The organism is Paractinoplanes lichenicola, assembly GCF_016785085.1.
Lineage (GTDB): Bacteria > Actinomycetota > Actinomycetes > Mycobacteriales > Micromonosporaceae > Actinoplanes > Actinoplanes lichenicola.
This window is the reverse complement of sequence record NZ_JAENHO010000014.1, coordinates 233122-252361: the sequence shown is the minus strand read 5'-3', so window position 1 is coordinate 252361 and position 19240 is coordinate 233122. Positions and strand designations below refer to the sequence as shown.

General features: G+C 71.2%; 15 protein-coding genes. 4 read left to right on the top strand and 11 right to left on the bottom strand.

The window, feature by feature from the left end:
- Positions 1–7: 7 nt before the first annotated feature.
- Positions 8–856, bottom strand: a complete 849-nt coding sequence (locus tag JKJ07_RS40290; RefSeq protein WP_202997265.1) for an SDR family oxidoreductase — start codon at positions 854–856, stop codon at positions 8–10.
- Positions 857–997: 141 nt separating this feature from the next.
- Between JKJ07_RS40290 and JKJ07_RS40285 the strand changes: the two genes are divergently transcribed.
- Together JKJ07_RS40285 and JKJ07_RS40280 are read left to right on the top strand one after the other, a co-directional pair.
- Positions 998–1177, top strand: a complete 180-nt coding sequence (locus tag JKJ07_RS40285; RefSeq protein ID WP_202997264.1) for a hypothetical protein — start codon at positions 998–1000, stop codon at positions 1175–1177.
- A gap of 37 nt (positions 1178–1214) precedes the next feature.
- Positions 1215–1859 (top strand): pentapeptide repeat-containing protein, encoded by a 645-nt coding sequence (locus tag JKJ07_RS40280; protein ID WP_202997263.1) that lies wholly within the window; start codon positions 1215–1217, stop codon positions 1857–1859.
- Here JKJ07_RS40280 and leuS read toward each other — a convergent pair.
- From leuS to JKJ07_RS40240, 8 genes are read right to left on the bottom strand one after another with little or no spacing between them, the layout of a single operon-like run.
- Positions 1846–4212, bottom strand: coding sequence for a leucine--tRNA ligase (leuS, locus tag JKJ07_RS40275; RefSeq protein WP_202997262.1), 2367 nt, complete (start codon positions 4210–4212; stop codon positions 1846–1848). The two genes, JKJ07_RS40280 and leuS, sit on opposite strands and share 14 nt — an antisense overlap.
- Positions 4213–4223: 11 nt before the next feature.
- Positions 4224–5549 carry an NAD(P)/FAD-dependent oxidoreductase gene (locus JKJ07_RS40270; RefSeq protein WP_307834650.1) on the bottom strand — a complete coding sequence of 442 codons (1326 nt, stop codon included), beginning with the start codon at positions 5547–5549 and terminating at the stop codon, positions 4224–4226.
- A 13-nt stretch (positions 5550–5562) separates the two neighbouring features.
- A complete protein-coding gene (hutH, locus tag JKJ07_RS40265) occupies positions 5563–7098 on the bottom strand; it encodes a histidine ammonia-lyase (RefSeq protein WP_202997261.1) in 1536 nt (511 codons plus the stop codon).
- Positions 7095–8252: an imidazolonepropionase gene (gene hutI / locus JKJ07_RS40260; RefSeq protein WP_202997260.1), complete on the bottom strand. Its 1158-nt coding sequence runs from the start codon at positions 8250–8252 to the stop codon at positions 7095–7097. Before hutI ends, hutH begins: the two co-directional genes overlap by 4 nt.
- Entirely contained in the window at positions 8249–9544 is a 1296-nt protein-coding gene (locus JKJ07_RS40255) for a formimidoylglutamate deiminase (protein ID WP_202997259.1), read from the bottom strand. Before JKJ07_RS40255 ends, hutI begins: the two co-directional genes overlap by 4 nt.
- Complete coding sequence (locus tag JKJ07_RS40250) at positions 9541–10716, bottom strand: allantoate amidohydrolase (RefSeq protein WP_202997258.1); 1176 nt, start codon at positions 10714–10716, stop codon at positions 9541–9543. The genes JKJ07_RS40255 and JKJ07_RS40250 overlap by 4 nt, the downstream gene beginning before the upstream one ends.
- A complete protein-coding gene (hutU, locus tag JKJ07_RS40245; protein ID WP_202997257.1) occupies positions 10713–12353 on the bottom strand; it encodes a urocanate hydratase in 1641 nt (546 codons plus the stop codon). Before hutU ends, JKJ07_RS40250 begins: the two co-directional genes overlap by 4 nt.
- An 11-nt stretch (positions 12354–12364) precedes the next feature.
- Positions 12365–13213 carry a MurR/RpiR family transcriptional regulator gene (locus JKJ07_RS40240; protein ID WP_202997256.1) on the bottom strand — a complete coding sequence of 283 codons (849 nt, stop codon included), beginning with the start codon at positions 13211–13213 and terminating at the stop codon, positions 12365–12367.
- A 144-nt stretch (positions 13214–13357) separates the two neighbouring features.
- Between JKJ07_RS40240 and JKJ07_RS40235 the strand changes: the two genes are divergently transcribed.
- Positions 13358–14938 carry a hypothetical protein gene (locus JKJ07_RS40235; protein WP_202997255.1) on the top strand — a complete coding sequence of 527 codons (1581 nt, stop codon included), beginning with the start codon at positions 13358–13360 and terminating at the stop codon, positions 14936–14938.
- A gap of 93 nt (positions 14939–15031) precedes the next feature.
- Here the strand turns inward: JKJ07_RS40235 and JKJ07_RS40230 are convergent, their stop codons facing one another.
- Positions 15032–15607, bottom strand: a complete 576-nt coding sequence (locus JKJ07_RS40230; RefSeq protein WP_202997254.1) for a TetR/AcrR family transcriptional regulator — start codon at positions 15605–15607, stop codon at positions 15032–15034.
- Positions 15608–15670: 63 nt separating this feature from the next.
- On the opposite strand from JKJ07_RS40230, the gene JKJ07_RS40225 reads away from it, so the two are divergent.
- A complete protein-coding gene (locus tag JKJ07_RS40225) occupies positions 15671–17116 on the top strand; it encodes an MFS transporter (RefSeq protein WP_236030689.1) in 1446 nt (481 codons plus the stop codon).
- Between the two features lie 217 nt (positions 17117–17333).
- Here the strand turns inward: JKJ07_RS40225 and JKJ07_RS40220 are convergent, their stop codons facing one another.
- Complete coding sequence (locus JKJ07_RS40220; RefSeq protein ID WP_202997253.1) at positions 17334–19226, bottom strand: copper-translocating P-type ATPase; 1893 nt, start codon at positions 19224–19226, stop codon at positions 17334–17336.
- Between the last annotated feature and the right edge of the window lie 14 nt (positions 19227–19240).

The following is a 19240-nucleotide window of genomic DNA, read 5'->3' as shown; positions in this document are numbered from 1 at the left end:
CGCGAGCCTAGTGGGTCATGAAAGCGGCCACACCCATGGCCGCGCCCATCCGCTCGGCGGCCTCGGCCGAGGCGCGGCTGAGGGTCAGCGCGGGCTCGACCTGACCGGCCGGGCCGACCACCGTACGCGCGGGCCGGTTGTCGCTCTCGATCAGCTTGACCACCGCGTCGGCCACCTCGCGCGGGTCGCCGCCGGCCTCCGTCGAGCGCTGGACGATCGCGTTGGTGAAGCCGCCGAACGCCTCGCCGTAGACGCCCAGCCGCTCGGCGTCGGCCGGCAGGGCGGCGTTGTGACCGATGTTGGTCGGGTAGGAGGCGGCGTCGACGATCACCGACTCCACGCCGAACGGGGCCAGCTCGTGCCGCCACGCCTCGGTCAGGCTTTCCAGCGCCGACTTGCTCGCCGCGTAGAGGCCCGTGAACGGCGTCGTGACCAGGCCCGCGATCGATCCGATCTGGAGCAGCAGGCCCCGGCCCCGCGCGCGCAAATGCGGCAGGGCGGCCCGGTTGACGCGGAGCGCGCCCAGCACGTTCACGTCGAACTGCCGCTGCGCCTCCTCCGCGGTGAACGCCTCCAGCGGCCCGGGGAAGATGCCCCCGGCGTTGTTGACCACCACGTCGAGCCGGCCGGCGGCGGCCATGATCTCGCTCACTGCCCGGTCGGCCGAGGCCTGGTCGGTGACGTCGAGCTCGACGACCCGCATCGACCCGCTCAGCTCCGCCGCGGCCTGGGCGTTTCGTCCGGCCACATCCCGCAATCCGGCGAAAACCGTGTGGCCGCGCCGGGCCAGCGCCTCCGCCGTCAGCCGCCCGAACCCGCTGCTCGCCCCGGTCACCAGCACCACGAACCCGCTCATCCAGTCCTCCTCGAGGGAAATGGGGGACCACCCCGTTTTCTGGCGACAGCTTAACCGGGGCGGCACCCCACTTGTCAACGAGCGCGACTTTGTTGAAAGTGGGAGTATTGGTGGCCTGGCCGAGACCCACTGGGGGAAGTCATGCAGCTGAGGTTCGCCGCGCTCTTCGCGGCCACGGTGCTCGTCGCGCTGTCCGCCCTGTTCGCGGTCAAGCCGCCGAGCAGCGGCGCCACCACCCCGGCGGCGGCCGAAGCGGCGACCTACGTCGTGGTCGAGCCCCCGGCCGACGACTGCCCGTGGGAGATGTCCTCTGCGGCGTAGCCTCGGCGGGAGCCCGCCGCGCCTACGATCGGAGCTCATGACGAGCCTGCAAGACCTCCCGTACGCCGCACATCTGCGCCCCTGGGACACCGAGCTCGAGCGCGACGGCGACTACGCCGAGGTGCACATCGACGGCGCCGAGTTCGACGAGGCCGAGGCGAGCAGCTCCCGCTTCTCCGAGTGCGCGTTCACGTCGGTCACCTTCACGGGCGGCGACTTCGGCCACGTCCGGCTCGACGACGTCTGGATCTCGAAGAGCCGCTGGATCGGCGGGGGCTGGGCCGAGGCCGACCTGATGGACACGTCGATCCTCGACGGAGTGCTCGCGGGCGTGCAGGCGTACGGGTCGCAATGGCGCCGCGTGATCGTGCGCGATTGCAAGATCGACAGCCTGAATCTGCGGGGAGCACGGCTGCAAGATGTGGAGTTTCGCGACTGCGACCTCTCGGAGGTGGACTTCGGGCAGGCCACGCTGGCCGGCGTGACGTTCCCGGGCTCGTCGATCCGCCGGGCCCGCTTCACCAAGGCCACGATCAAGAAGCTCGACCTGCGCGGCGCGCGGACGCTCGACGTCGCCGAGGGGTGGGAGTCGCTGCGCGGCGCGATCATCGACAGCAACCAGCTGATGGAGTCGGCCGCCGCGCTCGCCCACACCCTCGGCATCACCGTCAAGGACCGCTGACCACCAGGTTGACCAGGTGCGGCGGGCGGACGATCGTGCGCGTCACCGTCCGCCCGGTGGCGGCGGGGGCGGCCAGGGCCAGCGCGAGCAGGTCGTCGGCGGTGATGCCGGCCGGCACCTCCAGGCGAGCGCGCAGCTTGCCGTTCACCTGCAGCGCGCAGACGACGGTCCGCTCGGCCGCCAGCTCGGGGTCGATCGCCGGCCAGCCGGCCCGGGCCACGCCGGGTTCGTGACCCAGGCGCGCCCACATCTCCTCGGCGGTGTACGGCGTGAACAACGACAACACCACGGACAGGGCCTCGACCGCCTCGCGGGTGGCCGGGTCGGCGGCCAGCCCGTCGTCGACCGCCCGGCGGGCCGCGTTGGCCAGCTCCATCGCGCGGGCCACGGCCACGTTGAGCCGGCGCTGCTCCATCAGGTCGGTGATCGCGCGCAACAACCGATGCGTGTTTCTGCGCAAATTGAGATCGCCGGGCCCCGTCGGGGGAGTCGTGCCGACGTCGGCGGCCAGACGCAGCACGCGGCTCAGGAACCGAACGGATCCGGCCGGTGACACGTCGGCCCAGTCGATGTCGTCCTCCGGCGGGCCGGCGAACACCATGGTCAGCCGCACGGCGTCGACTCCGTACGTGTCGATCTGCTCGCCCAGGTCGACCATGTTGCCCTGGGACTTGCTCATCGCCGCGCCGTTCAGGATGACCTGCCCCTGCGTCATCACCCGCCGGAACGGCTCGGAGAAGCCGACCAGCCCCAGGTCACGCAGCACCTTCGTGAAGAACCGGACGTACAGCAGATGCAGCACCGCGTGCTCCGCCCCGCCCACGTACTGGTCGACCGGCATCCACCGCCGCACGGCCTCCGGTTCGAAAGGCCCTTCCCCGTACGCCGGTGAGCAGTACCGCAGGAAATACCAGGACGAATCGACGAACGTGTCCATCGTGTCCGTGTCGCGTTCGGCCGGGCCGCCGCATCGCGGGCAGTCGACCTCCACCCAGTCCCGGGCCGCGGCCAGGGGTGACACGTCGCCGGGAGCCAGCTGGTCGCCGCGCAGGTCGGGCAGCAGGACCGGCAGTTGATCGTCCGGCACGGGCACGATCGCGCAATTCGCGCAGTGCACGACCGGGATCGGGCAACCCCAGAACCGCTGCCGCGACACCAGCCAGTCGCGCAGCCGATAGGTCACGCCGCCCCGGCCGACGTCGCGCGCCTCGGCCTCGGCGACCACCCGGGCGATGGCCGCCTCCTGGTCCAGCCCGTCCAGTTCTGTGTCCAGCCCGTCCAAGAAGCCGGCGATCGGGCGTACGGGCAGATCGAAGGTCTCGGCGAACTCCAGGTCGCGCTGGTCGTGGGCGGGCACGGCCATGATGGCGCCGGTGCCGTAGCCGGGCAGCACGTAGTCGGCGGCCCAGATCGGCAGCCGCTCGCCAGTGAACGGGTGTTTCCCGTACGCGCCCAGGAAGACGCCCGTCTTGGCGCGATCGGCCGTAGTGCGCTCGATCTCGGACATCCCTCGTACGCGGGAAACGTAGGCGTCGAAGGCGGGACGCTGCCCGCTCGTGCACAGCGACGCGGCCAGCGGCGAATCGGGCGCGACGACCAGGAACGTCGCCCCGAAAACCGTGTCGGGCCGGGTCGTGAACACCTCGAACGGGCCGAAGTCGAGATAGGCCCCGGGGGAGCGGCCGATCCAGTTGCGTTGCATGGTCAGCACGGGCGCCGGCCAGTGCCCCGCCAGCTCGGCCATGTCGTCCAGCAACTGATCCGCGTACGCGGTGATCTTCAGGAACCACTGCGTCAGCTCGCGTTTCGTCACCGCCGCACCGCAGCGCTCGCAGCGGCCCGCGATGACCTGCTCGTTCGCCAGCACCGTGCGGTCGACCGGACACCAGTTGACCGCCGCGCGCCGCCGCTCGGCCAGGCCGCGCTCGAGGAAGCGCAGGAACAGCCACTGGGTCCAGCGGTAGTACGACGGGTCGCTGGTGTGCAGCCGCGTCCGCCAGTCGACCGAGGTCGCGTAGCGCCGGAACGACTCGGCCTGCGTCTCGATGTTCGCGTAGGTCCAGTCGGCCGGGTGGGTGCCGCGCCGGATCGCCGCGTTCTCGGCCGGCAGCCCGAACGAGTCCCAGCCGACGGGGTGCAGCACGTCGTAGCCCTGTTGGATCCAGAAGCGCGCGACGGCGTCACCCAGCGCGTACGCCTCGGCGTGACCCATGTGCAGGTCGCCCGAGGGGTAGGCGAACATGTCGACGAGTGAGCGACGTTGCCCGGCCGAGGCGCCCGCGTCGAAGAGGCCGAGCGATTCCCAGACCGGTCGCCACCGCCGTTGCATCGCCTGGAAGTCGTAGTCGCTCATGCCGCCGGAAGTTAACGCACCGGACCCGATCCGCGCGCGCGTTTTCTCGCCATGCGCAACACGCGCAGCACGAACGCGGGCCGCATGAGCGTTCCCGGCGGATCGATCAGGTGCTGAACGCGCGCGAACGTCGCGTTGACGCCCGAGTCGATCTGGGAGGCCAACGCGATCCGGCGCGAATACCACCGGCGAAACGCGAACCCGCGCGGCCGCGGCCCGGTCGTCTGCGGGAACGAGAAGTCGCCGCCGACCGCGAACGACCACGGCACGTCCAGGATCTGAGCCGCGGCCGCGTAGAAGGCGCGCGGGGCGAGCCGGCCGTGTTCGTCGAGCGCCCGGCCGAGCGCGAGCGCCGACAGGGCCGCGCAGGTCATGCCCTGGCCGTAGATCGGGTTGAAGCTGCAGACGGCGTCGCCGAGCGCCACATAGCCGGGCGGTGGTTCGCGGACGTCCTCGAACAACCGGCGCCGGCTGGACGGGAACCTCGTCGTGATCAGGTCGCCGATCGGCTCCAGGCGGTCGAGCAGGTCGCTCAGGATCGGGTCGGGCAGGCCGCGTGCGTGATCCTCGAACGACTCGACGTCAGCGGGCGGCTCGGTCACGTGCCAGCCGCCGATGCCCGCCAGCCAGCGGTCGCCCTCGACCGGCAGGGCCAGCCCGCTCACGTGCTCGCCGGGCGGCGTGGGCAGGATGAAGATCGCCGACCAGTCGGTCAGGTCGCCCGGCCGGCGCCGATAGAGCCGCGACGTGTACGACACGCCGACCTTGACCTCGAGCTGGGCCGGCGTGGGGAGCCCGAGCACGGCCAGCCACCGGTCGGAGCGGGCGCCCCGGCCGGTGCAGTCGACGACCAGGTCGGCGGTCAGCGTCTCGCCGTCGTCGAGCACGACACCGGTCACCCCGGCCGTCGCCGAGCCGGCCAGGGCAGAGACGGCCACGCGATCGCGGATCGTCACGTTGGGCAGGGCGGTGACCCGCGAGCGGACGATCGCCTCGATGCCGGGGCGGGTCGCCGCGACCAGCGACACCCCGGTGGGCGCGGAGGGCCACCGGCGGCCCATCCGATAGCTGCACAGGCCGAGGCCGGTGTCGAACTTCGTGCCGCCGGCGGCGATCAGCTCGGCCTCGAAGCCGGGGAACAGCTCGTCGAACGTGCGCATGCCGCCGGCCAGCAGGATGTGCGGCTGGCTGCCCTGCGGCACGCCGCGCCGGGGCACCGGTTCGCCCGGCAGTTCGTCACGATCGAGCACCAAGACCTGCGCGAAACGCTCACTCAGCACCCGGGCGGCGGCCAGCCCGGCCATCCCGGCCCCGATCACCACCGCCCGCTGATCCACAGTGGCAAGTTAACTACAGCAGCGCCCCCGTGGCTGACTCGATCTCGGCGCGCAGTTCACGGCCGGCCACGACCGCGCGGGCCGCCTCCAACGCGGGGGCCAGGAACAGGTCGGGGCCGGGGCGACCGGCGGCGGCCTCCAGCGCGGTGATCGCCGCGCGACCGGCCGGCGAGGGCACCAGGGGCGAGCGCAACTGCAGACCCCGTACGGCGGAGATCAGCTCGACGGCCAGCAGGCTGGTCAGGTTGTCGAGCACCGTACGCAGCTTCTTGGTCGCGGCCCAGCCCATCGAGACGTGGTCCTCCTGCATGCCGCTCGTGGGCAGCGAGTCGACACTCGCGGGCGCGGCGAGCCGGCGGTTCTCGGCCACGATCCCGGCCGCGGTGTACTGCGCGATCATCAGGCCCGAGTTCACGCCCGCGTCGGGCGACAGGAACGGGGGCAGGTCGCGGTTGCGGGTCACGTCGAGCAGCCGGTCGACCCGGCGCTCGGCGATCGCGCCCACCTCGGCGGCCGCGATGGCCAGGAAGTCGGCGGCGAAACCGAGCGGCGCGCCGTGGAAGTTGCCGGTCGACTCGACCCGGCCGTCCGGCAGCACGACCGGGTTGTCCACGACCGACACGAGTTCGCGGGCGGCCACCGTACGGACGAAATCGAGCGTGTCGCGGGCCGCGCCGGCCACCTGCGGGGCGCAGCGCATCGAGTACGCGTCCTGCACCGCGTGCGCCAGGTCGTCCCGGTGCGAGTCCATGATCGCCGAGTCCTGCAGCAGCTTGCGGATGTTCGCGGCGGACGCGGTCTGACCGGGGTGCGGGCGGATCTCGTGCAGTTCGGGCAGGAACGGCCGCTCGGAGCCGAGCATCGCCTCGATCGCCAGCGCCGCGGTCACGTCGGCCATCGCGAACAGGTGCGCGGCGTCGTCGATCGCCAGCAGCAGCATGCCGAGCATGCCGTCGGTGCCGTTGATCAGCGCCAGGCCCTCCTTGGCGGCCAGCTCGAGCGGCTGCAGCCCGGCCGCGTGCAGGGCCTCGGCGGCGGCCATCCGGGCGCCGTCCTTGCCGAGCACCCAGCCCTCGCCGAGCAGCACGATCGCGCAGTGGGCGAGCGGCGCGAGGTCGCCCGAGGCGCCGAGCGAGCCGTGCTCGGGCACCCACGGCGTGATGTCGTGGTTGAGCAGGTCGGCCAGGCCCTGCGCGAGCACCGGGCGCACCCCCGAGCGGCCGAGGGCGAGCGAGCGCAGCCGCAGGAGCATCATCGCGCGCACCACTTCGCGCGGCATGGGCGCGCCGATCCCGGCCGCGTGGGAGCGGATGAGCGCATGCTGCAGTTCCGCGCGGCGCTCGGGCGCGATCGACGTGTTGGCCAGGGCGCCGAAGCCGGTCGACACGCCGTACACGGGCTTGCCGGAGGCTTCGATGGTGTCGACGATCGCCCGGCTGGTGGCCATGGCTTCGACGGTCTCGGGGGCGATCTCGACCCGGGCGTTGCCGCGGGCGACCGCGAGCACATCGGCGGGGGTGACACCGGTGGGCTGGACTATGACCTTCATTGGGGCACTCCGTTGTGCAGAACTGTGCTGATCAGGGGTACGCCGGGCCGGTAGGCCAGGTGCAGGTGGGACGGCGCGTCGAGCACCGTCAGGTCGGCGCGCGCGCCGGGGCGCAGCCGTCCGATGTCGTCGCGCCGCAGCGCCCGCGCGCCGCCCGCCGTCGCCGCGTGCACGGCCTCGGCCGGGGTCATCCGCATGTCGCGCACGGCCAGCGCGATGCAGAACGGCATCGAGGACGTGTACGACGAGCCCGGGTTGCAGTCGGTGGCCAGCGCGACCGTGACCCCGGCGTCGATCATCCGGCGCGCGTCGGGATAGGGCGAGCGGGTCGAGAACTCGGCCCCCGGCAGCAGCGTGGCCACGGTGTTCGAGCCGGACAGGGCCGCGATGTCCGCGTCGCTCAGATGCGTGCAGTGATCGGCGCTCGCGGCGTCCAGTTCCACCGCCAGCCGTACGCCCGGGCCCTCGGTCAGCTGATTGGCGTGCACCCGCAGGAACAGGCCCTTCTTGGCGCCGGCCTCGAGAATCGCCCGCGTCTGGTCGCCGTCGAACGCGCCCCGCTCACAGAAGACATCAATCCATTTCGCGTACGGGGCACAGGCGTCCAGCATCTCGCCGCGCACCAGATCCACGTACGCGTCGGGCTCGCTCCCGGCCGGCACGACGTGCGCGCCCAGGAACGTCGTCTCGGTCGTCAACTGGCCGGCCACGCGCAGCGAGCGGGCCTCGTCGGCGACGTTCAGCCCGTACCCGCTCTTGATCTCGATCGTGGTCGTGCCCTGCCGGCGTGCCTCGTCGACCAGCCGGGACGCGTTGCCGAGCAGCTCGTCGTCGCTCGCGGCCCGGGTGGCTGCCATGGTCGTGCGGATGCCGCCGCCCGTGTAAGGCTCGCCGGCCATGCGCGCGCCGAACTCGGCCGCCCGATCACCCGCGAACACCAGATGCGCATGGCTGTCCACAAAGCCGGGCAGCACTGCGCGCTGGTGCGCGTCAATGCGCGAGTCGGCCGGCGGTTTCTGCGCACTTGGCCCGATCCACGCGATGCGATCACCTTCGATCACGACCGCGACGTCCCGCCGGATCCCGAGCAGCCCCTCACCCTGATCCGGCTCGTTGGTGACGAGCTCGCCGATGTTGTCGATCAGAATGCTCATGCGACGACCTCCGTGATCGCTGCGGCCAGCGCGTCCGGCACGTCGATGCTCGTGTGGTGGCCGTTCTCGACGATCAGGCGGCCGTCCGCGATCACGTGGGTGATGTCGGCGGCCGTCGCGGCGAGCACCGCCTGCGCGGGATCGGCCCCCGCCGTACGGGCGCTGTCGAGCCGGACGCAGACGAAGTCGGCCCGCTTGCCCACGGCGATCTCGCCCGCGTCGGACCAGCCGATCGCCGTATGGTTGGCCGCCGCCGCGAGCAGGCCGGCCGGCGTGAACCGGCCCCGCTGCTCGGTGGCCAGCCGGTCGTTCATCTCCAGCCCGCGCAGCTCCTCGAACTGGTCGATCACCGCGTGGCTGTCGCTGCCCAGGCTGAGCCGGGCGCCCGCGTCGGAGAGCCGACGGGCCGGTCCGATGCCGTCCGCGAGATCCCGTTCGGTCGTCGGGCAGAAGCACACGTGGTGACCGCCAAGGATGTCGATGTCGCGGTCGGTGAGGTGCGTGGCGTGGACGGCCACCGTCATCGGCTGCCACACGCCGTGCGCCTCGAGCAGCTCCGCCGGCGTGCAACCGTGGACTGCGCGACATTGCTCGTTCTCTGCGCGTTGCTCGGACAAGTGCACATGAACGGGCTGCCCGTCGGTGCGATGAGCGAAGGTGGACAGGTATTCGGCCGGAACCGCCCGCACCGAGTGCAGCGCCGCGCCGATCTTGGCATGGCCGGCCGCCCGCAGCCGATCGGTGCGCGCCGACCAGCCGTCCAGATCACCGTCGCCGAACCGCCGCTGCACACCTTCGAGCGGTTTCCCGTCGACAGTGGCCGTCAGATACAGCGTGTCCAGCAGCGTGATCCGGATCCCGGCGTCGGCCGCGGCGGCGACCAGCGCGTGGCCCATCGCGTTCGGGTCGGCGTAGGGCGTGCCGTCCGGGCCGTGATGCAGATAGTGGAACTCGCCGACCGCGGTGATCCCGGCCAGCGCCATCTCGCCGTAGACGGCCCGAGCCAGCGCGTAATAGCTGTCCGGGTCGAGGCGCCCCGCGACCTGATACATGAGGTCGCGCCACGTCCAAAAACTGCCGCCGCCCGCATGCGTCCGCCCACGCAGCGCGCGGTGAAACGCGTGCGAGTGCGCATTCGCGAACCCCGGCAACACCAGGCCGGGCAGCGTTGTCCCCGAGTTGTCCGGTGACGAGGCGGCGACGGCCGTGATGATGCCGTCGGCCACCTCGATGTGGACGTTTCGGGCCAGCGTCCCGCCCGTCCAGGCGTACGGGGCGAAATAAGCCGTCATGTGAGGTCGCCCAGCACCCTCGCGAGCGCGCCGATGCCCTCCACGCAGTCGGCCTCGTCGGCGTGCTCGGCGGGGGAGTGCGAGACGCCCGTCGGGTTGCGGACGAACAGCATGGCCGTCGGGACGTGCGCGGACAGCACCCCCGCGTCGTGCCCGGCCCCCGTCGGCAGCACCGGCGCGTCGCCCAGCAACGCGGCGATCCGCGCGGCCAGCGACGTCTCGAACGTCACCTCGGCGCTGAACGACTCGGACGTCACGGCGATCTCGGTGCCGTCGCGTCCCGCCCGTTCGTGCGCCCGCTTGAGGATCGCCTCGACCATCGTGTCCAGCGTCCCGGTCTCGGCCGCCCGGGCGTCGAGCCACCCCCGTACGAGGGAGGGAATGGCATTGGTGGCGTTGGGCTCGACCTCGACCCGGGCCATGGTCGCGTGCGCGCCGTTGAGCCGGGCCTCCTTGTTGGCCGCCAGCACCGTGTACGCGAAAGTGAGCATCGGGTCGCGCCGGTCGGTCATCCGCGTCGTGCCCGCGTGGTCGCCGTGCCCGGTGAAGTCGAACCGCCAGCGCCCGTGCGGCCAGATCGCGCTGGCCACCCCGACCGGCACCTCGAGCGCGCGGCCCTGCTCGATGTGCAGCTCGATCAGCGCCCCGACCCGGCTGGTCAACCCGGGCAGCCGCCCCGCCGGCGTGTCACCCAGGGCCTCGCCGAACGTCACGCCCTCGCGGTCGGTCAGCGCGGCCGCCTGCGCGGGCTCGATCGCCCCGGTCAAAAGCCGAGACCCCAGGCACGGTACGCCGAACCGGCCGCCCTCCTCCTCGACGAAGGCGACCACGGCGATCGGCCGTCGCGGCACGTGCCCCCGGCGACGCAACTCGTCGACGGCCAGGAACGCGCTGACGATGCCGAGCGGCCCGTCGAAGCCCCCGCCGTGCGGCACCGAGTCGAAATGCGAGCCGGTGAGCACCGCGTCGTGGCCCCACTGGTCGCCCCACCAGGCGAACAGGTTGCCGTTGCCGTCGTCGGTGACCGGCATGTCGCGCCGCGCGGCCTGGTTGCGGAACCAGTCACGCAGCACCAGCTCGGGCTCCTCCAGCGCGTACCGCAGGTAGCCGCCGTTCTTGGCCCGCCCGATCGGGGCGATCCCGTTCCAGAGCTCGGCGAAAGTGGCCGTCACTGCGCATCCCTGCGCATCGGAATGTGCACGCCGGCGGCCGCTTCGGACTCGTAGCCCGCGTCGACGTGCCGGATCACACCCGTACCGGGGTCGTTGGTCAGCACCCGCGCGATCTTCTGCCCGGCCAGCTCGGTGCCGTCGGCCACGCAGACCTGTCCGGCGTGGATCGAGCGCCCGATGCCGACCCCGCCGCCGTGGTGGATCGACACCCAGCTCGCGCCGCTCGCCGTGTTGAGCAGGGCGTTGAGCAGCGGCCAGTCGGCGATCGCGTCCGAGCCGTCGAGCATGCTTTCGGTTTCCCGGTACGGCGAGGCCACCGAACCCGAGTCGAGGTGGTCGCGGCCGATCACGATCGGGGCCTTGAGCTCGCCCCGGGCCACCATGTCGTTGAACCGCACGCCGGCCTTGTCCCGCTCGCCGTAGCCGAGCCAGCAGATGCGCGCGGGCAGCCCCTGGAACGCGACCCGCTCCTCGGCCATCTTCATCCACCGGGCCAGCGACTCGTTCTCTCCGAACAGGTCGAGCACGGCCTTGTCGGTCGCGGCGATGTCGGCCGGGTCGCCGGAGAGCGCGGCCCAGCGGAAGGGCCCCTTGCCCTCGGCGAAGAGCGGCCGGATGTACGCCGGGACGAAGCCGGGGAACTCGAACGCGCGCTCGAAGCCGGCCAGCTTGGCCTCGCCGCGGATCGAGTTGCCGTAGTCGAACACCTCGGCGCCCGCGTCCATGAACCCGACCATGGCCGCCACCTGCTTGGCCATGCTGGCCCGGGACCGGTCGGTGAACTCCTCGGGCTTGGTGCGCGCGTATTCGGCCGCGTCGGCCAGCTCGACGCCGACCGGCAGGTAGGACAACGGGTCGTGGGCGCTGGTCTGATCGGTGACGATGTCGACCTCGACGCCGCGGGTCAGGATCTCACCGAATACCAGGGCCGCGTTGCCGACGACGCCGATGGAGATGGCGCGCTTTTCTTTTTTGGCCGCCTCCGCGCGGGCAACGGCGTCGTCAAGGTCATCGGCGATCTCGTCCAGGTAGCGGGTCTCGACCCGGCGGCGCAGCCGGGTCTCGTCGACGTCGACGATCAGGCAGACGCCGCCGTTCATGGTGACCGCGAGGGGCTGGGCGCCACCCATGCCGCCGCACCCGCCGGTCAGGGTCAGCGTGCCGGCCAGGGTGCCGTTGAACCGCTTCTCGGCGACCGCGGCGAACGTCTCGTACGTGCCCTGCAAAATGCCCTGGGTGCCGATGTAGATCCACGACCCGGCGGTCATCTGGCCGTACATGGTCAGGCCCAGGTTCTCCAGGCGGCGGAACTCGGGCCAGCTCGCCCAGTCGCCGACGAGGTTGGAGTTGGCGATCAGCACCCGCGGCGCCCACTCGTGGGTCTGGAACACGCCGACCGGGCGGCCCGACTGCACGAGCAGCGTCTCGTCGCCCTTCAACTCGTCGAGCTCGCGCACGATCGCGTGGTAGGACGGCCAGTCCCGCGCGGCCCGGCCGGTGCCGCCATAGACCACCAGGTCCTCGGGGCGCTCGGCCACGTCCGGGTCGAGGTTGTTCATCAGCATCCGCTTGGCGGCCTCCTGCGGCCAGCCCTTCGCGGTGTACGCCGCGCCGCGAGGCGCCCGGATCTCCGACATGGTTGCCCTTCCTACGCTTGAAAGATGTTGCGGCGGGAGGCCGTCGCCTCGAACGCCTCGAGCCTGTGCTGCACGGGTTCCGGATCGGCGTCGCACATCGCCTGCAGCAGCACCATGGCCATCGCCATCGGACCCGTGTGCAGGTCGAAAACGAGCCGGGTGCCGACCGCCGCGGGCAGCACCACGTCACAGTCCCCGGCGACCGGGCTGACCGCCGAATCGGTGATCGCGACCACGGCGTACCCCATCGCCTTGGCCTCCCGGATGGCGTCGAGCGACTCCCGCGGATAACGCGGCAGCACCAGCGCCAGCATCGCACCGGCACCGGCCGCGCGGGCCTGATCGAGCCGGTCGAGCAGCGACGTGCCACCCGCGTCGAGCACCCGCACATCCGGGTGCACCTTGCTCGCGAAATACCCGAAATACCCGGCCAGGGGAGCCGCCGCCCGCAGCCCGAGCACCGGCAGCGGCCGGCTCACGATCAAAAGCTCAGCCGCCCGCCGTACGTCGTCCAGCCGCTCGAGCTGTCCGACCAGGCGCCCGAGATGCTCCGCCTCGGCCGCCACCGCCAGCTGCATCGCATTGTGGTCCTCACCGCGCTCGGCGTCCGCCCCCGCGGTGAGCTCACGCAACACCCGCCGCAGAGCCGGATAGCCCTCATACCCGAGCGCGATGGCAAACCGCGTCACCGACGGCTGACTGACCCCGGCCAGATCAGCCACCTCGGCGGCGGACAGGTAGGCGGCCTTGCTCGCATGCTCCACGAGACAGTGCGCGATCCGCCGCTGGGTCGGCGTCAGCCGCGCCCCGGCGAACAGGTCGAGCACTCGCTCGCCCGCCTTGACCTCTCCACCATTCACCCGAGCACTCTATGCATAAAAACTTTCAGCCCGCTAGAGGTTGGCACTCCTCCAGCTCGACAACGGGGGTAGGCGGACGACTAGGGTGCACCGGTGGCGTCCGAAACCTCAGCAAACGTCTATGACAGTCACGTTCGAGCCCGAATGATCGACTTCTTCACCCTCGAAGGCGTGCCCTGGCCGCGCCGGCTGTGGGATGTCGGCTCACTGCTCGCTCTGCAGGAACTGCTGGAGGCGAGCTCGTGGGCGCGACATCGTGTCCTTTCCCCGGCTGCGGTCGATTGGCAGCGCCATCAACTCCTGAAGGTCATCGGCCCGGATATCGGCCTGGGGGACAGGGAACTGCGCGCCGAACTGACCTCTCTTCTTGGGCAGCCGTTACTTCATCCCAGCCCGGCTCATCGCAGGCTGCGGGAAGTGCTCGAACATGCTCGCGGCGGCTATCTGGGCCGCTGGGCGACTGCCGGCGCCCAGCCGGAAGGTGGCCGGCCGCGGCCGGAGCGGCTGGCCCGGGTCGTCGCGGCACATCTGCTCGACCTTGGCTACGACGCGAGCTATCTAGGGGCTTGGATCGGGCAACTCGCCCGACGGCAGGCGAGCGTCGAGGAGGTTCTCCAAGGTGCGGTCACCCTCGATGCGGCGGGGCCGAGCGAGTTCGTCGTTCTCGCGGCCCTGACCAGTGTGCCGGAGCAGGAGCAGGCCGAGCGGCACGAAAACTGGCTCTCCGGCCGGGAAGTCGTGAACTGGCTGAGTGGGAACAACCATTCGACAAGTGGCATCCGTGTCGGTGGTGGCTTCCTGTATCGGGTGAGTGCTCGGGATCCCTTCAGCGCCGCGAGCCAGGTTCGTGAGCTCGTCGAGCGCATGGTGGCGCGATCGTCTTTCGTGCGAGGCAATCGAGGTGGCATCCGGCCTGCCTCATGGATGTGGGTGGGCGGGCATCCCGACCCGATTCCGTTCGCCGTTCGTGCTCGCGGTGCCGGCGTGCTTTCTCTGCTCAAAGAAGGACGCCTGTATCAGGTCGACGCGGAACTGACTCTGATCGACGATGCTTTGGAGCTTGCCGCGCCGGTCAGTCGCGGGGCTGTCGGGCCGGCGGTCGCGGGGGCGTGGGCGGCCATCGAATCGCTGCTTTGCCATCCGGATGATCCCCCCGAAGGGGAGCGGTCGGGCAAGGCCGCCGCCGCGGATCGACTCGCAGCCATCATTGCGTGCTCGTGGCCTCGGGCAGAACTGACAGCTTTAGCTCGTCGGCATCAACCCCGGACTCCCGATGCGCTGGCCGAGAAGATCGCAGCCCGCACGACCAGCCGGGCGAAGGCTTCCGCGGTCGCCGAAACGCTGACGGCAGGTGCCGCGCTCGTTCTGGTCGACCGGTTCCTGCGCGACGCCGACGTTGCAGCGGTGCATCGGATGCGACGGGTTCTCGCCGAACCCAAGAAAGAGCTCGCGGCCGCGGTCTCCGTATTGAGAATCGCGATGAGACGCCTGTACCGGTCCCGCAACATCGTGTTGCACGGCGGCTCTACGCAGGGTCCGGTATTGAAGGCAGCTCTGCGGGTGGCTGCTCCGTTGGTGGGTGCCGGGTTGGACCGGATCACTCACGCCGGGTTTGTCGAGCGGCTGGCGCCGCTCGACCTGGCTGCTCGGGCTGAGGTCGGCTTGAAGCTGGTCGGGGGTGAAACTGGTCTGAGTGTTGTGGATCTTCTCGAGCCGCGTCCCTGATACCGAACCGGAACCATAAAAAGAGCCCCGGCCGGTTCGGCGGGGGCTCTTACTTGAACCATCAGTCTACACGCCGGGAGGGGTGCGATCGACTTATATAGCGTGTCGAATAACGTCGAATGTTCGGCTGATGCGGGTCCGTACGGCGTCGAGGGAGGCCTCGCCGATCGCCAGGTCTCGTAGGCAGATCCGAAAGGCCGCCGTGAGCAGGGCGGCCGACATCTTCGGGTCGGTGAGTTCCTCCGCCTCGGCGAAAAGCGCAGCCGCCAGGTCCTCGAGTTCCTCGGTGATCTCGCGAGCGCGCGCCCGCAGGGCCGGCGAGTCGTTGGCGACCCGCCAGAATTCCACCATCCGCTCGCGATGCCCCGCCGGCTCGATGCTCTCCGCCATCAGTCGCAGGGCCTCGTCCCTCAGGGCTTCCTGGGGGCTCTTTCCCGCCGGGCGGGAGCGGACCGCGGCCGTGATCCGGTCGTGGATCAGCGGGACGCGGTCGAAGAACATGTCTTCCTTGCGCGGGAAGTAGTTGAAGACCGTCATCCGCGAGACGCCGGCCCGTTCGGCGATCTCGGAGACGCTCACCGCGTCGAAGCCGCGTTCGATGATCAGTTCGGTGGCGGCGTGCGAGATCTGGAGGCGTACCTGTTCCTTCTTGCGCTCACGAAGACCCATGAGCCGATCATATACCGAGTAAAAGCATTGACTCGGTATAAGTTTTGCGCGCATGCTGGGTGCATGACCACCACCGCGCACCAACCCGCGTCGCTGCGGGCGGCCTGGATGGCCCTGACCGGGCTGTCCGCGGTCTTCCTGTTCGAGATGCTCGACAACTCGATCCTCAACGTCGCGCTGCCCACGATCGGCCGCGACCTGCACGCCTCGACCGTCGCCCTGCAATGGGTGACCGGGGCCTACGCCGTCGTGTTCGGCGGGCTCATGCTGGCGTTCGGTGCCCTGGCCGACCGGGTCGGTCGCCGGCGGATCATGCTCGCGGGCCTGGTCCTGCTGGGGCTGGCCAGCCTCGCGACCGCGTTCGTGAGCACCGCCGAGCAGCTCATCGCCGTACGGGCTCTGATGGGTGTCGCGGCCGCGATGACGACCCCGGGGTCGCTCGCGCTGGCCTTCCGGCTCTTCGCCGCCGACGGCCTGCGGGTGCGCGCGACCACGCTGATCTCCACCGTCGGCCTGGTCGGGCTGGCGATCGGCCCGACCGTCGGCGGCCTCGTGCTCGCGTTCGCCCCGTGGCAGGTGCTGCTGCTGGTGAACGTGCCGATCGCCGGGCTCGCGCTGATCGGCGTGCGGCTCGGCATCGCCGCCGACGACCCGGCCGACCTGCACCGCGACCCGGCCGACATCCCCGGCGCGCTGCTCGGCACGGCCACGATCGTGCTCGCCCTGGTCGCGCCCACGCTCTTCGTTGACCGGAGCCCCGGCGCCTGGCCCGTCACCGTCGCGGCGGTCGTGGCGGCCGTGCTCTTCGTCGTCCGCGAGCGCGCCACGCCGTACCCGCTGCTCGATCTGAAACTGGTCGCGCGGCCGCTCGTCTCCAGCGGGCTGGCCTACAAGGCCGCGGCCGGGCTGGCCACCACGGGCCTCGGTTATCTGGTCACGCTCCAACTGCAGCTCGACTGGGGCTGGTCGCCCGCGCTGGCCGCCGTCGGGATGCTGCCGCAGGTGATCGTGCTCGTCGCGGGCGGCGTGTTCGTCGGCCCGTTCATGCAGCGGGTCGGCCTCGACCGGGCGGCCTGGCTCAGCGCGTCGGCGGTCGTCTCCGGCCTGGCCGTCTACGCCGTGCTGGGGCGGCTCGGCTACGGCTGGGTCGCGGCCGCGCTCGTGCTGGTGGCGGCCGGGATGCGCGTGGTCGGCGTGGTCGCCGGCGTCAACGTGCTGCGCGGCCTGCCCGAAAATCGCACCACGATCGGCGCCGCCCTCACCGACACGGCCAGCGAGGTCACCTCGGGCGCCGGGCTGGCAGTCGCCGGCACGATCCTGGCCGCGCTGTTCACCGGCAGTCTGGCCACCGCACACTGGAGCCCGCAACAGACCGCGCAGTTCGAGCAGGCAGTCACAATCGCCGGCTTGACCCTCACCGTCGTGGCCGCGGCGCTCGTTGCCTGGGGCTTCCACCGATCGCGGGGCGCCGGCGTCTCGTCAGCCGTCCCGCTCCACCGAGAGGCTTAACCGGAGCGGTGACTCCGCGCGAGCCTCGAAGCGGGTCGGGCAGTCCGGGTAGCGCCCTGGTGCGGAGGGCGGTGTCAAGCTCGTCCACAGGCTGGCCCGGGAGCGCTTGCCCTGTGGACAACTCGGCCTGCCCGCCTTGACACCGGCTAAGGTCCACCCCAATGCCCCTGGGTGGTCGGGGGCGGTGGTGGGCTGGATGGCATAGGTGACCTTGATGTCACGGAGTAAGGCGGACTCGGCGCAGCAGCTGGGCGTTGAGGGCGACCACAATGGTCGACCCGCTCATCAGGATGGCGCCGACCGCCGGGCTCAGCGTGAAGCCGGTCCAGGCCAGCACGCCCGCGGCCAGCGGAATCGCGATCACGTTGTAGCCGGCCGCCCACGCCAGATTTTGCAGCATTTTCCGGTACGAGGCCCGGGACAGCTTGATCACGCCGGCCACCGCGCGCGGGTCGGAGGAGGCCAGCACCACCCCGGCCGACTCGATCGCCACGTCGGTGCCGGCTCCGATCGCCAGCCCGACGTCGGCCCGGGCCAGCGCCGGGGCGTCGTTCACGCCGTCGCCGACCATCGCCACCGTGAGCCCGCGCGCCTGCAGCTCGGCGACCGCCTTGTCCTTGTCGGCCGGCAGCACCTCGGCGAACACCTCGTCCAGCCCCAGGTCGGCAGCCACCGCCTCGGCCACCGGGCGGGCGTCACCGGTGATCATGACGAGCTTCCCCACCCCGTACGAGCGCAGTTGCTCGATGGCCTCGCGAGCCTCGGGGCGCACCTCGTCCTCGAGCGTGAACGACCCGATGATCTGCCGGTCGGCCAGCCGCACCAGATGCAGCACGGCCGCGCCCCGACGTGATGCGGCCGCCGGCGTCATGCCGAGCTCCCGCAAAAAAGCCGGACCCCCGACCCCGTACGCCTCCCCGTCGACCACGGCCTGCACCCCGCGCCCGGCCAGCGAGCGAAAATCGGTGGCGGTGGCCCGGTTCGGCGCGGCGGCCACGATCGCCTTGGCCAGCGGGTGCTCGCTGTCGCTCTCGACCGCGGCCGCGATCCGCAACACCTCGTCCTCGGTGTGACCGGCCGTGACGTCGACCGCGGTCACGGTGTGCGCGCCCTTGGTCAGGGTGCCCGTCTTGTCGAAGAGAACCGCGTCCACCGTACGCATCCGTTCCAGCGCCAGCCGATCCTTGACGAGGATGCCGGCCCGGGCCGAGAGGGCCGTCGACAGCGCGATGACCAGTGGGATGGCCAGGCCGAGGGCGTGCGGGCAGGCGATCACGAGAACCGTCACCGTGCGCACGACGGACTGGTCCAGATCGCCGATCGCCCACCAGGTCACGAACGTGATCAGCCCGGCTCCCGCGGCCACGTAGAACAGCCACGCGGCGAACCGGTCGGCCAGCACCTGCGCGCGTCCGCCGGCGGCCTGGGCCTGCGCGACCAGGCGGCCGATCCCGGCCAGGGCGGTGTCCTCACCCACGGCGACAACCTCCACCCGTACGGCCGAGTCGGTGGCCACCGTGCCCGCCACGACACGGCTGCCGGGCGTACGGGAAACCGGTCTTGACTCTCCGGTGATCATCGACTCGTCCATCTCGGCCGAGCCCTCGACGATGCGGCCGTCGGCGGGCACGCGGCCGCCCGGACGCACGAGCACCCGATCGCCGACCCTGAGCTGGGCGACGGGCACGTTCTCGATCGAGCCGTCCGGCCGGATCAGCGCGGCCTCGTCGGGCAGCAGGGCGGCCAGCGCGGAGAGGGCGCCCTGGGCCTGGCCGATCGCCTTCATCTCCTGCCAGTGGCCGAGCAGCATGATCGTGACCAGGGCGGCCAGCTCCCACCAGAAGTCCAGCCCGAAGAGGCCGACGCTGGTGGCGAGCGAGGCCCCGTACGCGACGGTGATCGCCATCGCGATGAGCAGCATCATCCCGGGCGCCCGACCGCGAATCTCATCGACAGCCCCGGTCAGGAACGGCCACCCGCCGTAGAGGAAAACGATCGTGCCGAGCACCGGGCCGACCGCGCCGATGCCGGGAAAGTCCAGCGAATAGCCGAACCACTCCATGACCATCTCGCTGGTCACCACGATCGGAATCGTGAGGACGAGGCTCAACCAGAACTTCCGCC

Bases quoted from the DNA above. Each gene is read 5' to 3' on its own strand.
- JKJ07_RS40290 (WP_202997265.1), bottom strand. From the start codon at position 856: ATGAGCGGGTTCGTGGTGCTGGTGACCGGGGCGAGCAGCGGGTTCGGG.
- JKJ07_RS40285 (WP_202997264.1), top strand. From the start codon at position 998: ATGCAGCTGAGGTTCGCCGCGCTCTTCGCGGCCACGGTGCTCGTCGCG.
- JKJ07_RS40280 (WP_202997263.1), top strand. From the start codon at position 1,215: ATGACGAGCCTGCAAGACCTCCCGTACGCCGCACATCTGCGCCCCTGG.
- leuS (WP_202997262.1), bottom strand. From the start codon at position 4,212: ATGAGCGACTACGACTTCCAGGCGATGCAACGGCGGTGGCGACCGGTC.
- hutH (WP_202997261.1), bottom strand. From the start codon at position 7,098: ATGAAGGTCATAGTCCAGCCCACCGGTGTCACCCCCGCCGATGTGCTC.
- hutI (WP_202997260.1), bottom strand. From the start codon at position 8,252: ATGAGCATTCTGATCGACAACATCGGCGAGCTCGTCACCAACGAGCCG.
- JKJ07_RS40255 (WP_202997259.1), bottom strand. From the start codon at position 9,544: ATGACGGCTTATTTCGCCCCGTACGCCTGGACGGGCGGGACGCTGGCC.
- hutU (WP_202997257.1), bottom strand. From the start codon at position 12,353: ATGTCGGAGATCCGGGCGCCTCGCGGCGCGGCGTACACCGCGAAGGGC.
- JKJ07_RS40235 (WP_202997255.1), top strand. From the start codon at position 13,358: ATGATCGACTTCTTCACCCTCGAAGGCGTGCCCTGGCCGCGCCGGCTG.
- JKJ07_RS40230 (WP_202997254.1), bottom strand. From the start codon at position 15,607: ATGGGTCTTCGTGAGCGCAAGAAGGAACAGGTACGCCTCCAGATCTCG.
- JKJ07_RS40225 (WP_236030689.1), top strand. From the start codon at position 15,671: ATGACCACCACCGCGCACCAACCCGCGTCGCTGCGGGCGGCCTGGATG.